This window comes from Dietzia sp. PP-33 (genome assembly GCF_033790845.1).
In the GTDB taxonomy this organism is placed as follows: Bacteria; Actinomycetota; Actinomycetes; order Mycobacteriales; family Mycobacteriaceae; genus Dietzia.
The window spans coordinates 129,834-145,103 of sequence record NZ_JAMYEI010000005.1 but is presented as its reverse complement, the minus strand read 5'-3'; the positions used below and the strand labels follow the sequence as shown (position 1 = coordinate 145,103).

The following is a 15,270-nucleotide window of genomic DNA, read 5'->3' as shown; positions in this document are numbered from 1 at the left end:
CGCCCGGTTGCAGCCGGTGGCGCCGGCGCGTTCCCTGTGCGTCGCGGTCCCGGCCCGTCAGGCCGACAGCTCGGCCAGCACTCGGGGAAACTCGGACAGCAGCTCCCGCGCGAGGAATCCCGTCGGCCCGACGCCCACCGCGAGTCGTTCCCCGGCCCGGCCGTGGGCGTAGGTGGCCCACGCGGCGGCCTGCGCGGGCTCGGCACCACGGGCGAGCATCGCCGCCACGACCCCGGCCTTGACATCACCGGAACCGGAGACCCCGAGCGCCGGAATGCCCGATTCGTCCCGCCACACCCGGCCGTCGGGCGAGGCGATCCACGACGTAGCCGTCCCGGACACCACCACGGCGCCGGTGCGGCGGGCGAGCTCGACGACGTGGCCCGGGGTGTCGCGCTCGATCTCGTCCTCGGGGACCCCGAGGGTGCGGGCGAGCTCCCGGGGATTGGGGCTCAGGACGGCCCGGCCGTCCAGGTGCGCCACCCCGTCCGGATACTCGGTGATGTACGCCAGTGCCAGCGCGTCCACCACCAGCGTCGCCTGCAGCCGGGGGATCACGTCGGCCAACAGGGCCACGGCGGCGTCGGTGTCGCCGATGCCCGGGCCCACCACCACGGCGTCGCAGTCCGCGGCCAGTTCGCAGATCAGCTCGGCCGCCCCCGGCGCCACCTCGCCGGCCCCGGTCTCCGGGAGCCCGATCACGCGGGACTCGGGGATACGCAGCGCGATCCCGCCGGCGACCGAGTCGACCGTGAGGATCTGTAGTGTGCCGGCGCCCCCACGCAACGCGGCCTCACCCGCCAGGACGATTGCTCCCGGGGTGGATCTGCTGCCCCCGACCACCAGGACCCGACCGCGTCCGTTCTTGCCGCCGCCAGGGGAGGGCAGGGGCCACTCCCGCAGGCGGTGGGTGGTGAGGACGGTCTGATCCCCGGTCACGAGGCGTCCTCGTCGGCGATCTCCTCGCGGGTGGTGGGCGCCCGGCCGGTCTCTACTGCTGTGGTGTCGGCGTAGCGCTCGAGTTCCAAGCTGCCGGTGCCGAGCCGGTAGCCGGTCACCGAGCAGTTGGGCAGCGGATCCTCCCGGTCGACCCGCAACACGTCGTGCTCGGCCATCTGCTCCAGTGCCACACGGAAACTCATGATGACCGCCTGGTGACTGAACACGCAGACCTGCTGACCCGCGAACCGCCCCCGCAGATCGGTGAGGAGATAACGCACCCGAAGGAGGACATCGGTCCAGCTCTCCCCGCCGGGCGGTCGGTAGTAGAACTTCCCGATGCGGTCCCGACGGTCGGCCTCCTCGGGAAAGCGGTGGCGGATGCCGTGACCCGTGAAGCCGTCGAGGATCCCCAGATCCCGCTCCCGCAGACGCTCGTCGGCGATCAGGGTCGCCTCGTACCCGGCGGCCTCGAGCGCGACGGCCGCGGTGTCGGCGGCCCGCCGGTACGGCGAGGTCAGCCAGACCGTCGGCCGGTCGTCGGCGGGGAGATCCCGCAGCCACGCGCCGACGGACGCGGCCTGGTCGCGGCCGGCGTCCGACAACGGGGTATCGGCGTCGCGGTGGTCCAGATCCAGGCGGTGGGCCCCGGCGGCGCGGGCTTCGTCGACGGCGATGTTGCCCACGCTCTGACCGTGGCGGACGAGCAGGAGTCGGGAGAGGTCGGTCATTCCCGGAACCTACCCGCCCGGCTCCTGTGTGCCCGGCTCCCGCCCGTCCCGGGCCTCACGGGGTGAGGACGATCTTCACGGCCCCGTCCTGCTTCTTCTGGAAGATCTCGTAGGCCCGGGGGGCGTCCGAGAGCGGGAGACGGTGCGTGGCGAAGTCGTCGACACCCAGGGGGTCGTCATCCGTGAGCAGGGGCATGATGTCCGGGACCCAGCGCTTGACGTTGGCCTGACCCATCTTGAGCGTGAGCTGCTTGTCGAACATCGTCAGCATCGGCAGCGGGTCGGCGGTGCCACCGTAGACGCCGGACAGGGAGATGGTCCCACCGCGGCGGACGATGTCGATGGCGGAGTAGAACGCCGCGAGGCGGTCCACCCCGGAGTTCTCCATCATCTTCTTGCCGAGGAACTTCGGCAGCATCCCGACTGCGGCATGGGCTACCGACGCCACGGGGGAGCCGTGGGCCTCCATGCCGACCGCGTCGATCACCGAATCCGGCCCGCGGCCGTCGGTCATGTCACGGATCGCGTCGCCCAACTCGCCGGGGACGTCCGAGGGGTCGAGGACCTCGACGCCCCGGTGCGCCTGGCGGGCCCGGCGTTCCGCGACCGGGTCGATGCCGATCACCCGGTGTCCGCGGTGCGCGGCGATCCGGGCGGCCATGTCGCCGATCGGGCCGAGGCCCAGGACGACCACCGTGCCGCCATCGGGGATCTGGGCGTACTCCACGGCCTGCCAGGCGGTGGGCAGTACGTCGGACAGGTACAGGTACCTGTCGTCAGAGTGCTCGTGCGGAACCTTGATGGTGGTGTTCTGGGCCTGCGGGACCCGCAGGTACTCGGCCTGCCCGCCCGAGACGCTGCCGTACAACTCCGAGTAGCCGAACAGCGCGGCGCCCATTCCCTGGTCCCGGACCTGGGTGGTCTCACACTGGGTGTTGAGGCCTTTGTCACACATGTAGCAGTGACCGCAGGAGATCTGGAAGGGCATCACCACCCGGTCCCCGGGCTTGAGGTCGGTCGCTCCGGCCCCGACCTCCTCCACGATCCCCATGGGCTCGTGTCCGAGGATGTCGCCCTCGTTCATGAACGGTCCGAGCACCTCGTACAGGTGGAGGTCCGAACCGCAGATGTTCGTGCTGGTGATCTTGACGATCGCGTCCGTGGGGTCCTCGATCTTCGGATCGGGGACGTCCTCCACGCGGACGTCGCGCTTGCCGTGCCAGGTGACTGCCTTCATGTGCGGGCTCCTCTCTGGTCGTGCCATGCGCGTTCACGCATGGGTCCGACCGTAGGCCCGGGAGTCCGCGCCTGCATCCGGTGGACGCGCATGGGGTAGACCAGATGCATGCCTGTGCCCCGGGAACCCCGCATCGTGATCATCGGCGCGGGTGTGGCCGGGATCTCGGCGGCCTACGTCTTCCAACAGTCCGGGTTCACGGATGTGACGATCTGCGAGAAGGGAACGGACGTCGGCGGGGTCTGGCACTGGAACCGGTACCCCGGACTGACCTGCGACGTGCCCTCGCAGATCTACCAGTTCGGCTTCGCGCCGCGAGCCGACTGGCCGCACGTCTGGGCCGGCGGCGAGGACATCCGGGCCTACCACCGGGACGTCGTGAGGCGCTTCGGACTGGAGCGGTGGTTGCGGCTCGGGACCGAGGTGACCGACGCCGTCTACGACGACGAGTCCGCCGCCTGGACACTGTCGACCGCTGCCGGGGAGACACTCCACGCGGATTTCGTGGTGTGTGCCACCGGCGTGCTGCACCATCCGTACATCCCGGACATCGAGGGGCTCGAGTCGTTCGCCGGGCCCGTCGTCCACACCGCCCGCTGGGACGACGGGCTCCGGACCAGTGGGAGACGGGTCGGGGTGGTCGGCTCCGGCTCCACCGGGGTGCAGGTCGTGTCCGCCCTTCAACCGCAGGCGTCACGGGTCCTGCATTTCGCGCGCTCCCCGCAGTGGATCCTCTGGGCGCCGATGGGGGCTCGCCAGCCGGCCCCGCTCACCGCCCTGCTCCGTCGCTCGCCCGAGTTGCAGGAGAAGTTCTACGCGGCCGCGCTGTGGGCGTCGGGGATCCTGGCGGACGTCGTACTCAGGCCGACCTGGCGACGCCGTGTGGTGCAGGCATACGCCCGGTGGAGTCTGCGCGTGCAGGTCCGTGATCGCCGTCTCCGCCAGCAGCTGACCCCCGACTACGAACCGCTGTGTAAACGACAGGTCGTCTCGGGGACCTACTACCGGGCCATCACCGCTCCCAACGCCCGGTTGGTCACGGGGCCGATCGCGGAGGTGACGCCTACCGGTATCCGCACCGGCGACGGCAGCCACCACGAGGTCGACGTGATCGTGCTCGCCACCGGCTTCCGCACCCACGACTACATGCGGCCCATGCGCATCACGGGTCGGGGCGGGCGACGACTCGAGGATGTCTGGGCCGACGGGCCGCGGGCGTACCGGATGACCGCGATCCCGGGATTTCCGAACCTCTTCACGGTGCTCGGCCCCAACTCGCCGACAGGGTCGATCTCGCTGCAGCACTCCGCGGAACTCAGCTCGCGGTACATCGCGCAGTGGATAGAGCAGTGGAAGCGGGGGCGGTTCGACGCGGCCGAGGTGACCGAACGGGCGACCGAGGAATTCTCCCGCGCGGTGGCGCAGGCCATGGGGCCCACGGTGTGGAACACCGGGTGCACTTCCTGGTATCAGACCGCGGGCGGGGAGATCGACCTGTGGCCCTTCGACCGCGGGCAGATGGAACGGATGCTCGGTGAACCCGATGTGGGGGACTTCGAGATGATCCGGTTGACCTCGTGAGAGTGCGGTGCGGTCCTGGCCGCACGGAGTATAAGGTCGCCATTATTCATTCCCGGTAGGTCGAGTCATCGACCTTGTCGATGGTGGTGACCATGACCTACTCCCCGCACGACCCGGGCTGGCACAACGGGGGACGTGACCAGGCCCCCTACGGGACGCCGCCGCAGACCCCTTCTCGCCACGGAGTCGTATGGGCGCTGGGTGCACTCGTCGTGGTACTGCTGGTCGCCCTCGCCGGCGTGGTCGGTTTCCTTCTCGCGTCAGACGGGGAGGCCCCGAGCGCGGTCCCGGGACCCACGACCCCCGCGGTCGAACCGGACTCGCCCGACACGGGTTCTGCCGACACTCGCTCGGACACCCACTCGGACACCGGGCCACGAGCCGCCCAGGTCGCCGAGTGCGACCCGGACGTGATCGCGAGCGAGGCGGGGATCGCCCGCCGGAACGTCAACGTTGACCGGTGCGTGGGCGAGTGGGCGCTGGCGCACGTGTACGTGCCGCCCGGCGAGCCCGCCGGCGACACGCAGTACATCGTGAGTCGAGTCGGCGGGAGCTGGAACCGGTACACCGGAATCCCGTCGAGTACGTGCCGACAGGAGGCGGAGGCCGACGGGATGCCCTCCGACATCGCGGAGGTGCTGGATACCTGCCCGTCGTCAGCCGCTCCGACGGGCGATCTGGGACTGGGCATCCCGATGTCGCGCCCGGCGTGTGACGGCCGGGGCATCGTGGTCCTGTACTCCGCGGTCACCCCGGGCTCGTACTCACAGGAGATATCGTCAGCGCTGGCGCAGAATCCGGACGCCTCCTATCTGCGCACCGACATGGCGTGCCCCTCGCTACGGCCCCGGGACGAGAACGGCAACATCATCTACGCGGTCTATCGCCCCTCGGGATATACCCGGGATCAGCTGTGCGCTGACGTCCGCGCGCAGGGCCCGCCCGCGTACGGCCGCTGGCTGGACACCACCAGTGACCCGTCGGCGCTGGTCTCCTGTTGATCCCCGCCGTGTGCGGTCGGCACGGGATCAGCGCAGGATCAGGGGGATGTGCTGCTCCGCGGCGGTGTTGGCGCCATGGTGACCGAGCAGGGAGGACTCCAACTGTTCGTTCTTGCTCCGGGTCAGTACGACACCGCCGGTCGCGATAGCGATGACGTCGCCGATGCGGTGCGCGTGCTCGCGGTCCGGGCCGAACAGCTGCTCGTCGAGTGCCTGCTCCCGGCTCAGCACCCGGGCGTGGTCGGCCAGCTCTTCCCGCCATGCGGCCAGAACCGTGTGTTCCGCTCCCGCCCGCGCGTAGGCGTGCCGAACCCGGGCTTCACCGGCGACCGCCTCGACGTCCGCGAGGAGCGCAGGGGAGGCGTCCAGATCCAAGACGGTCTCCGCGGTGACCATCCCGTGGTCTGCGGTCACCATCAGCGCGCAGTCGCGGGGGAGGTCGGTGGACAGATCGGCGACGAACGCGTCCACCTCCCGCAGCGACTGCAGCCACTGTGGCGAGCCGGGCCCGTGGAGGTGTCCGATGAGGTCGAGGTCGCCGAAGTACGAGTAGACGAACCGCCGTGCACGGGACCGCTGCCCGACGGCGTCGAGGATGCCTCGCCTGATCTCCTCGAGTGAGTTCGCCGCCCGGTAATCCCCCTCGGCTCGGAACGCCGCGCGCGTGAGGCCGGATTCGCGGAAGTCCTCGCGCATGACGTAGGTGAGGTCGACCCCGTCCTCCGCGAGCAGCTCGAGCACGCTGGGGTGTTGCTGGATCTCGCGGGGTGGGAAGCGATCCAGGGCCGAGGGCCCGTCGGCGGACCCGAGCGTCCAACGAAGCGAGTTGAACGTGGTCGCCGGCCCGTCAGCGTCGGAGATGCGGAAGCTGTAGCCCACGATCCCGTGGCGGGAGCACGGCGCTCCGACCGCCAGACTGGTCAGGCTCGTGGCGGTGGTCGCCGGGAATCCTGCGGAGATCATCCGTGTGGTCATGGCCGCCAGGGTGGGGGCGTCGCCCGCATGCTGCCGGATCAGTTCGGCGCCTAGGCCGTCGACCAGGACGAGTACCGCGTCCCGCGTGGGGGGCACCGCGAGTGGGTTGCGGACGGACACACCCAGCGACGCGGCGATCGACGGCATGACATCGGCCAGCGAGTGGGCTGAAGGACTGGTCGGGATCCCGGTCATGAACCCAGCTTCCCCGATTCTGTCCGCCGGCGAGCGGGAAGGCACTCGGCTGATGGAGCAGGAGAGCGCGTTCGAGCTGATCGCGTTCACTCAGAACGGTGGCGGGTCGAGGATTTCCTCGAGGAGTTGGTGGACTTGCTGTTCGGCGCGGCTGATGACCGGCTTGTTGCGGTTCCACCAGCGGCTCGCGGGTGGCCTGGTGCGGGCGCGTTCTGTGGTGGCGCGATTCTTGTTGGCGCGTTCTGTGCGGTGGCGGGCTGCGCGGCGGGTCCAGTAGGTGGGCTCGGACGGCACTTCGCCGTCCGCGGTGCCGGGCTCGGGACTCCGGGCCTGCTGGGCTTGCCAGGCGCGGTGTTCGGTCCGGGCTTGTTCGCGCCTGTACGCGGCCAGGGCCCCGGAGGGTCTGGTGAGCAGAGTGGAGCCGTCGGGCGTGACGACGACGAGGGTGCCATCTGGCGCCAGGTCGTAGATCCACCCGGAGAAGGTCTTGAACCGGTGATGGCGCCGGCACAAGCACATCAGGTTGCACTCGGTGGTGTGACCGCCTCGCTGCGGGTCGGAGTGGTCGAAGGGCCGACAGTGGTCGATGTCGCAGTATTCGGCCGAGACTGTGCAGCCCGGGTGTCGGCAGGTGCCGTCCCGGAGGCGGATGCGGCGGGCCAACTCGGCGCTCGGCCGGTAGGTCAGGGAGCGGCGGGCGTCGTCGGCGGCGCCGAGTGCCGGATCGACGTGCTCGAGGCTGGCGCCGTCGCTGGTGGCGAGCATGTCGAGCAGGGCCTGGAGCGCGGATTCACCGGTGCGGGGAAACTCGACCTGCGGTTCGAGGCCTCTACCGCGGGCGAAGACCGTCACCCGCGGCCGCAGTGGCGCGGGTGGCTCGTCCGGCGTGAGTCCGGTGGCACGGGCGCGGCCCAGATCTCCGCACACCAGAGACAGCAGGGCGTCGGCGCGGCGTTCGGGCAACGGGTAGCTCGACATGTCCGCCGCCTCGGCGTCGGGGTCGCGCCTGCCGGCTGCGGGGGAACCCGCTCCGGGGCTGGTTGCTCCAGACGTGGCGGGTGCGGCGGCGGGTTCGGGATCCGCGAATTCGGCGGCGCGCTGGTTGATGGCCTCGGCGAGGACCGCGGCCTCGTCCGAGGCCAGGGTGGCCCACAGGTTGGTCATGCCTTCGGCGCCCTTGCGGATGTGGACTCCGCGGTCGCGGGCGGCCGCGTCCTTGCGTTGGCGGATGCCGTCGGAGTCGTAGCGGGCGATGATCGCATCGACGGACTCGCGCACCGTCCGGGCGCCCAGGCGCTCACCGGCGGCGAGGGCGGCGAGGTAGTCGTCCACGACTTCCTGTTGGACCTGGGACAGGACGGCCGGGTCGACCGTGGCCATCTGGCGGGCCAGCAGTTCGGCGGCGCGCTGTTCCATCCGGCCGGCCACCAGGGCCGCCATGACGGCGGGGTAGCGCTCGGTCAGGTCCGCGGCGAGGCTGATCATGGTGGCGGCCCGGCCGACGGAGATGGGCATCGCCGCCACCACGTAGCCGGCACACACGTCGAACGGGTCGACCACCGCGTGCCCGGGCGGGGAACCGTCGCCCGCCCCGGCCTCGTCCTGACGCACACATTCGCGGAACAACTCGTAACACGCGGCCAGGCGGGCCCCGGCGGCGCGATTCTCCGCGACCCAGGTATCGCGGGCGGCATCGGTCAACTCGCGCAGCGCCGACGGATGCCCACCGACCCCCGGCGCACTGTCCGCCGCGTCGTTCATGCCCTCACCCCCATCGCCGATCGTCTCCTGCATCGAATCTGTGTTCTATATTACGCACACACATTCGAACGAGCAAGGGTGATGGTGGACGAAATGTGCACAATTTGGGTCCTCGCCCCGGAGACCGTTGGTAACGGATCACCACTCACCCCGGATATGTGGTGGACTCATGTTCCGCTTATCTTCAGGGGCGACCGCCCCTCAACTTCCGCTCGGAGGCCGCCCATGTCCAAGTCACTCGCGTTCGTAGGAGCACTGGCAGCGTCGCTGATCCTGGCCTCGGCCGGTACCGCCGCAGCACAGAGCGGCGACCTGCTCGACTCGGGATCGGTGTCCGGCTCATCCGATGTCGAGGGCGACTACCTCGGCTCCGCAGGCGAGCTGCTGCCGGGTTCGGTGACCGGCTCGCTGCCCGGATACGCCTCGGGTCCGCTCGGTTCCGTCGCCACCCTCGCGTGCAACGTGGGTACCGTCGCCGGCGCTGCCGCCGGCCTGACCGGTGTGCCCCTGCCGATCCCCGTCGGGGTCGTCTGCATGGTGGTCAACCCCGTCGCCGAGTCCGGCGACTCCCTGCTGAACGGCGACGTCGACGGCTCCGTCAGCGCGATCGTCGGTGGCGTCCCCCTCGTGGGTGACTCGCTCGAGGGCCAGGTCGACACGGCCTCAGCCACCGAGGCGGTAGGGGGATCGCTCGGTGACGAGCTCGGCTCTCTCGAGGAGACGTCACTGTCCCCGCAGAACTGACCGCCCTGTCTCACCGTTGGCTGCGCCCGAAGGCGTGTGGTTCGACCGGGCGCTGTGCGCTCGGGAGCCCGGCCACGACCAGCCGGTAGGACTCGGTGACCAGTTCCTCGACCATGTCCGGGCTGAGGTCCCCGCCGGGGTGCAGTGAGATCCAGTGACGCTTGTTCATGTGGTAGCCGGGCGTGATGTCCTCGTGCGCATCGCGAAGCGCGAGACTGTCGGAGGGTAGGGCCTTGAGCACCACGCGACGCTCGTCGTCCACCTCGGTGTGGAACATGAACACCTTGCCGCGGACCTTGTAGACGTCGACGTCCGGACCGAAGGGGAACTCCAGGGTCGTCGCTGGCAGTTCGCGTGCACGCATCGCCGCGCACCTCTGGAGTTCCCGTCCGTTCATTCCGGTGACGTTACGACACGCTCCCGACCCCGTCGTCGACAAGAGTGATTCGCGCACGTGTTTCTCTCGCGACGTGGTCGGGACGCTCTTCTCGATCCGCGGGCTCGGATGGGGCATCGGCGTCGCCGAGCGCGAGTGGGTTCGTGAGCGTCCCGGCGAACTGCAGGGAGCCGGCCTGGTCCGTCAGGTCGACCATCTGCCGGGTGTCGCGCAGCTGCAGTCGGTTGAGGCAGGAGTGCCTGAACCGTGGAGCGAACAGTGCCTCCCACGTGTCCGCGTCGATCTCATCGCGGTCGATCTCACCGCCGTCGATCTCATCGCGGTCGCCCTCACCCGGGCCTTTCTGACCGCCGGCCAGGGTCTGCAGGCAGCTTCGGACCTCGTCCCAGAACTCCGACGCGGTCAGGACGCCGGCCTCGTCGAGGATCGCTGCCAGGTGGCGCAACACCCCGTCCATGACGTCGGTGTGGATGCTCAGGGCTGCCGTCTCGGCGTCCACCACGTGCCGGATGCGGTCGATCCCCTCGGGCAGCGGGCGCTCGGTGATCACGGCCACCTCCTCGCCTATGTCCTTGAACAGCACGCGGCGCGGTACGTGGTCGGGGCCGATCACCACGATCACGTTCTCCCCGTGCGGCATGAACACCAGCCCGTGGGTCAGCAGGCATCGTGCCACCGGCAGCACGTAGGCGTCGAGCAGCGCGCGGAGCCACGTGCGGGCGTCCGATCCGGAGAGCTCCAGATGTTCGACGACGAGGGGGCGCCCGTGCAGGTCGACATGCAGGAGCGACGCCAACGTGAACGCGCGCTCGTCCTCCGCCAATCGCGGCACGGGGCTCTCCCGCCACAGGGCGGCGATCATCTTGGTGTGCGGTCCCTCGTCGGAGACCCCGGATCGGGCAGCCCGGTGGTAGGCGTCGCCGGTGTAGCCGACGGCCGCGACCTCGCGCAGGATCTCGAAGTCCAGGGCACGGAGTACGGGATCCTCGGCCACCAGCCCGGCCACCCACTCGTTGACCGCAGGGGTGTCGCGCATATACCTGGGCGACAGGCCTCGGGTGAAGCCCATGTTCTGCACCGCCAGCGCGGTCTTGACGTAGCCGCGCTCGGGGTGGGTCACGTCGAAGAAGGTGCGCACCGATTGCTGCGGGCGGTACTCGTCGTCGGACTCGCCCAGGAACACCAGGTCCCGTCGTGCCAGGTCGGGGCCGAACGCCACGGCGATCTTGTGCTCCCACTGCCACGGATGGACGGGCAGGAGGCGGTACCCATCGGGGTCGAGGCCCAGGTCGCGGAGCCGTTCGGTACATCGATCGAGGGCGGCACGGCCGAACTCGCGCAGGTAGAGGTCTTCCTCGTCGAGACCGGCCACGGTAGCGAGGTGGCTCAGGTCGCGGCGGGCCGCCAGCCACACCAGCCGAACGGTCGCGGGCGCCTCCGGGGTATAGCGGTGCCGGTCGGTCAGCCCCAGCCCGATGCGGCCGTTGTTGGCCACGAAACCGGGGTGCCCCTCGGTCATCGCGCCCTCCACCTCCTGCAGGTCTGCTCCGGCGAGTTCCTGCACCGGCCGGTCGCGGTGGTGCAGACAGAACGCGGCCGATCCCAGCGTGGCCGCGATCTCCTCGAGGTAGACGCCCACGAGGGACTCCGGGATCCCCAGTACCGGGGCGAGCGCGATGACGAGGGCCTGGGCGTCGGGTTCGACCGGTCTGCCGTCGACCTCACGGCGGATGGAGCCCGCGTCGACCACCCAGTGCTCCAGCGGCAGCACGCGTGCACGGAACCGCCACAGCTCGTCACCCGCGCGGACCTCGAACTCGTCCCGCTCGGTGGCGGCGGCCGGAGTGATGAGCCGCTCGTGCGAGAACTCGGCGAGGGCCTTGGCGCACAGGTGGCGGTGCGCGCGACGCATCGCGTGGCCGGTGAGGTGCGCGTGGGACGGGGAGCCGCCGGGGGAGGGCCGGGACGACGACGAGGGGTGCGACGACGACGAGGTGTGCGACGACGAGACCATCCGCGTATCACGGCCGATCTCGGAGGAACGGAAACCCTCGGCACTACAGAAGGAGAGCAGGGCGGTCTTGTCTGGCAGTTCGATCAACCCGTCCTGGAGGAAGCCCGCACGGGCGTTGAGCCGGTGCACGGCGGTGTTCCGCGCGTCGGGTTCCACCACCACGCGACGGGCCTCCAACGGGCCGAAGGCGGTCTCGCAGATCGCCCCGATCACGGCTGCGGTGGTACCCGGTACCGGGGTGCGGGACGGCGCCACCAGCAGGTGCATCCCCAGATCCCCTGTCTGGTGCGTGTACCTGCCGTCGAGCTCGATCCGGGCGGGGTCGTAGTACACCGCCAGGCCCACGCGCAGCCCGTCGATGCGCACCACGTGGACCTGTCGGTGGGGACTGTCCAGCCAGTCGGCGAAGAACGTACCGACCTGGTCGGGAGTCAGGCCCCGCATGCCCCAGTACGCCGAACCGGGATGGGACAGCCAGGCGTGCAGGGTCCGGACGGTATCGGGGTTTAGAGCCAGAGGAGTGAGCGAGACGAGTCCCGCGGGTGTGCTGACGGCGTGGGTCATCGGGCCTCCTGGGCCTGCGTCGTGGTGGGTGATGTCCGGGGCGCGGGCTCCGGGGCGCGGGTCGGTTGGCGGGCCGTGCGGTGGGTCGGGACACCGAACTGTTGGAACGCGATGCGCGACTCGACCGGATAGACCTCGCGCCCGGTGACCGATCGCAGGATGATGCTGTTGCGCATGGCCCCCATCCCCAGGTCCGGGGCGCTGAGACCGTGGGTGTGCTCCTCCGCGTTCTGCACGTGGACGTAGCGGTGGGTGCGGTCGACGGTGTGATCCCGCGCCACGCGGTAGCGGCGGGTCCGGCCCGAGCGGGCGTCCTCGGGGCGCGGCTCCTCGCGGTCGATCTCGTCGGCGATCCCGTCGAGGAACCGCGGCGGGGTCGGCGTGTATCCGGTGGCCATCACCAGTCCGTCCGTGAGGTGCTCCCACGCCTGACCGGTGTCGTTGCACCGCAGGGCCAGCCGGATCGCGCCATCATCGGCGACTGTCGCGTCGTCCAGGGCGGTCGCGGCCACCAGCAGCCCGTTCTCCAGACCGCGGGTCGCGCGACGGTAGAGCAGGTCGTGGATCTCGTTGATCAGGTCGGCGTTGATGCCTTTGTACAGCGAGCGTTGCTCGCGCAGCATCCGGTCGCGCGTGCCCGTGTCGAGCTCGTGGAAGTGGTCGATGTACTCCGGGGAGGTCATCTCCAGGGTGAGCTTGGTGTACTCCATCGGGAAGAACCGCGGCGAGCGGGTCACCCAGTCCACGCGGGGGCCGTCGCCCCCGGAGGCCGACACCAGGTCGTGGTAGATCTCCGCGGCCGACTGGCCGCTGCCCACCACTGTCACCGAACCCAGCTCGAGCAGTTCCGCGCGTCGGTGCAGGTAGTCGGCGGCGTGCAGGGCCACGCGGCCGCCGCCGTGACGAGGGCCGGCGTCGAGAGAGGCGGCGGCGTGAGAGTTCGTGTCGACTGAGGCTGCGTCTAGTGAGTCTGCGTCGAGTGAGTGCGTGTCGAGTGAGTGCGTGTCGACCGGCGACCACGGCGTGGAGCCGATCCCCAGCACCAGGTGCCGGGTGCGGTAGGTCTCCGTGCCCTCGGAGGTGATGGCGGTGACCCGGTAGACGGGCGCGTCCTCGTCGTCGTCGGCCCCGCCGGCAGGCTCGGTCCCCGGCCCTGGCCCCGGCGCGCTCTCGCGCCGGACGTCGACCACCCGGCGTCCCCACCGTAGGCCGCCCACCCGCTCGGAGGCCCAGCGACAGTAGGCGTCATACTCCGCGCGCAGGGGCTGGAAGTCCTCCCGGATGTAGAAGGGGTACAGGCGGCCGATCTGCTTGAGATAGGACAGGAACGAGTACGGCGAGGTGGGGTCCGCCAGGGTGACCAGGTCGGCCAGGAAGGGCACCTGGATGGTCGCGTCATCGAGCATGAGCCCGTGGTGCCACGCGAAGCCCTCGCGGGCGTCGAGGAAGACCGCGTCGATCTCCAGTGGCTCGGCCAGACACGCCAGGCCCAGGTTGAACGGCCCGATGCCCACCCCCAGCATGTCGTGGATCCGCCCACTCACGAGAGCACCCCCGCGCTCGTGGCCTGTCGCATCCCGTCCGCCAGGTACTGAGCGGCCTGCCGCACATCGGCGAGCACTATCGCGACGTCCTCGTCGGTCAGTTCCGGATCCAACACGGTGAGCTTCAGGCAGGGCCTGCCGTCCACCACCGTCGCCGCGACCACCGAACGTCCCTCGGCGAACAGCGCGTCCCGCACGGGCCGCACCAGGGCGTCCGTCTCGTCCGGGTCGGCATCCCGCGCATCACACCCCTGCGGGCGGGGGCGGAACAGGACGGTCGACAGCGCCGGGTGGCGGACCAGCTCGAGCTCCGGGTCGGCGTCGATGGACCGGGCGATCCGCCGCGCCGCGTCGATCGAGTCGTCGAGCATGCGCCCGATGCCGTCCGCCCCCAGCACCCGCAGTGTCATCCACAGCTTGAGCGCGTCGAAGCGACGGGTGGTCTGCAACGATTTGTCCACCGCATGGTCGTCACCGTCCTCGGGGTTGAGGTAGTCGGCGCTGACCGTGGAGTGGCGGAAACCCGCGCCGTCGCGCAGGAGCAGCGCGGAGGCGGCCACGGGCAGGAAGAACGTTTTGTGGAAGTCCACGGTGACCGAGTCGGCAAGGCCGATCCCGTCGAGCAGGCCGCGGCGGGTGGGGGAGACGAGGAGGCCGCCGCCGTACGCGCCGTCCACGTGCAACCAGACCTGATGCCCCCGGCACACCTGCCCGATCTCGCGCAGCGGGTCGATCGCACCGTGGTCCGTGGTGCCGGCCAGGGCGACGACCGCCGCGACCTCGTCACCCGCGTCCGCGACGGCGGCCAGGGCACGGTCGAGGGTGGCCGGATCCATGCGGTCTCCGTCCCCCGGCAGGACGACCACGGCGTCGGGGGCGAGACCGAGCAGCCGCGCCGCCTTGACCACGCTCAGGTGCGCGTGCTCACCCGTGACGATCCGCAGCCGCGACAGTCGTGCGCAGCGGTCGGCGGCGGTGGTGCCCCTCGGGCCGGGGCGGGAGAGCCTGTCCTCGCGCGCGGTGAACAGTCCCTGCAGGTTGGACTGGGTGCCGCCGGTCGTGAACACACCGTCGGGCGTGACCTGCTCCGGCCGGTCGAAGCCGATCAGGTCGGTGACCCAATCGATGAGCTTCTGCTCGATCAGACACGCCGAGGTGCCCTGGTCCCATGTCTCGACCGCGGTGTTGACCGAGGTGGCCAGCGTCTCGGCGGCGAGCGCGGGGATCGTGATCGGGCAGTTGAGGTGGGCGAGGTACCGAGGGTGGTGGTAGCCCACGGCGTGGTCGAGATAGAGCTCGCGCACCTCCTCCAGGGCCCTGTCCAACGTCCCCAGCGGCGAGGACAGGTCCACCGCCGCGGTCCGGGCGGCGAGATGGGCGGGTGAGGCGGACGAGCGCGGGGTGGTACGACCGTCGAGGAATCTGCCGACCTCGGCGGTCGCCGCTGCCAGGGCAGCGGCGTGGTCCTTCCGGCTCCGGTGGCTCAACAGGTGATCGTTCACGGGTACTCCGACCTTCTCGGCGACTTGGGTACCGGCGAACCGTATGAGGCAAGGCTTGCCTAAACAACACTAGAGTGAGATGAAT

General features: G+C 70.3%; 12 protein-coding genes. 3 read left to right on the top strand and 9 right to left on the bottom strand.

The window, feature by feature from the left end; all coding sequences use genetic code 11:
* Nucleotides 1-57: 57 nt before the first annotated feature.
* Genes NJE57_RS10635 through NJE57_RS10625 form a run of 3 tightly spaced genes read right to left on the bottom strand, consistent with a single transcriptional unit; the run spans nucleotide 58 to nucleotide 2,907 of the window.
* Nucleotides 58-939 (bottom strand): NAD(P)H-hydrate dehydratase, encoded by an 882-nt coding sequence (locus NJE57_RS10635; RefSeq protein ID WP_319028380.1) that lies wholly within the window; start codon nucleotides 937-939, stop codon nucleotides 58-60.
* Nucleotides 936-1,670 carry a histidine phosphatase family protein gene (locus tag NJE57_RS10630; protein ID WP_319028379.1) on the bottom strand — a complete coding sequence of 245 codons (735 nt, stop codon included), beginning with the start codon at nucleotides 1,668-1,670 and terminating at the stop codon, nucleotides 936-938. The genes NJE57_RS10635 and NJE57_RS10630 overlap by 4 nt, the downstream gene beginning before the upstream one ends.
* A 55-nt stretch (nucleotides 1,671-1,725) precedes the next feature.
* Nucleotides 1,726-2,907: a zinc-dependent alcohol dehydrogenase gene (locus NJE57_RS10625; RefSeq protein ID WP_319028378.1), complete on the bottom strand. Its 1,182-nt coding sequence runs from the start codon at nucleotides 2,905-2,907 to the stop codon at nucleotides 1,726-1,728.
* 108 nt (nucleotides 2,908-3,015) lie between these two features.
* Between NJE57_RS10625 and NJE57_RS10620 the strand changes: the two genes are divergently transcribed.
* Together NJE57_RS10620 and NJE57_RS10615 are read left to right on the top strand one after the other, a co-directional pair.
* Nucleotides 3,016-4,488, top strand: a complete 1,473-nt coding sequence (locus NJE57_RS10620) for an NAD(P)/FAD-dependent oxidoreductase (protein WP_319028377.1) — start codon at nucleotides 3,016-3,018, stop codon at nucleotides 4,486-4,488.
* A gap of 92 nt (nucleotides 4,489-4,580) precedes the next feature.
* Nucleotides 4,581-5,489 (top strand): serine/threonine protein kinase, encoded by a 909-nt coding sequence (locus NJE57_RS10615; RefSeq protein WP_319028376.1) that lies wholly within the window; start codon nucleotides 4,581-4,583, stop codon nucleotides 5,487-5,489.
* A gap of 27 nt (nucleotides 5,490-5,516) precedes the next feature.
* On the opposite strand, the gene NJE57_RS10610 is transcribed toward NJE57_RS10615, so the two are convergent.
* Together NJE57_RS10610 and NJE57_RS10605 are read right to left on the bottom strand one after the other, a co-directional pair.
* A complete protein-coding gene (locus NJE57_RS10610; protein ID WP_319028375.1) occupies nucleotides 5,517-6,659 on the bottom strand; it encodes an alkaline phosphatase family protein in 1,143 nt (380 codons plus the stop codon).
* A 90-nt stretch (nucleotides 6,660-6,749) separates the two neighbouring features.
* Nucleotides 6,750-8,453 carry an HNH endonuclease signature motif containing protein gene (locus tag NJE57_RS10605; RefSeq protein ID WP_319028374.1) on the bottom strand — a complete coding sequence of 568 codons (1,704 nt, stop codon included), beginning with the start codon at nucleotides 8,451-8,453 and terminating at the stop codon, nucleotides 6,750-6,752.
* Nucleotides 8,454-8,645: 192 nt separating this feature from the next.
* On the opposite strand from NJE57_RS10605, the gene NJE57_RS10600 reads away from it, so the two are divergent.
* A complete protein-coding gene (locus tag NJE57_RS10600; protein WP_319028373.1) occupies nucleotides 8,646-9,164 on the top strand; it encodes a hypothetical protein in 519 nt (172 codons plus the stop codon).
* A 10-nt stretch (nucleotides 9,165-9,174) separates the two neighbouring features.
* Here the strand turns inward: NJE57_RS10600 and NJE57_RS10595 are convergent, their stop codons facing one another.
* The 4 genes from NJE57_RS10595 to NJE57_RS10580 are packed head-to-tail and all read right to left on the bottom strand — an operon-like array spanning nucleotide 9,175 to nucleotide 15,185.
* Nucleotides 9,175-9,561 carry an MmcQ/YjbR family DNA-binding protein gene (locus tag NJE57_RS10595; protein WP_319028372.1) on the bottom strand — a complete coding sequence of 129 codons (387 nt, stop codon included), beginning with the start codon at nucleotides 9,559-9,561 and terminating at the stop codon, nucleotides 9,175-9,177.
* Between the two features lie 10 nt (nucleotides 9,562-9,571).
* Nucleotides 9,572-12,139: a GNAT family N-acetyltransferase gene (locus NJE57_RS10590; RefSeq protein ID WP_319028371.1), complete on the bottom strand. Its 2,568-nt coding sequence runs from the start codon at nucleotides 12,137-12,139 to the stop codon at nucleotides 9,572-9,574.
* Entirely contained in the window at nucleotides 12,136-13,683 is a 1,548-nt protein-coding gene (locus tag NJE57_RS10585) for a lysine N(6)-hydroxylase/L-ornithine N(5)-oxygenase family protein (protein WP_319028370.1), read from the bottom strand. The genes NJE57_RS10590 and NJE57_RS10585 overlap by 4 nt, the downstream gene beginning before the upstream one ends.
* Nucleotides 13,680-15,185: a pyridoxal phosphate-dependent decarboxylase family protein gene (locus NJE57_RS10580; RefSeq protein WP_319028369.1), complete on the bottom strand. Its 1,506-nt coding sequence runs from the start codon at nucleotides 15,183-15,185 to the stop codon at nucleotides 13,680-13,682. Before NJE57_RS10580 ends, NJE57_RS10585 begins: the two co-directional genes overlap by 4 nt.
* Nucleotides 15,186-15,270 lie beyond the last annotated feature (85 nt).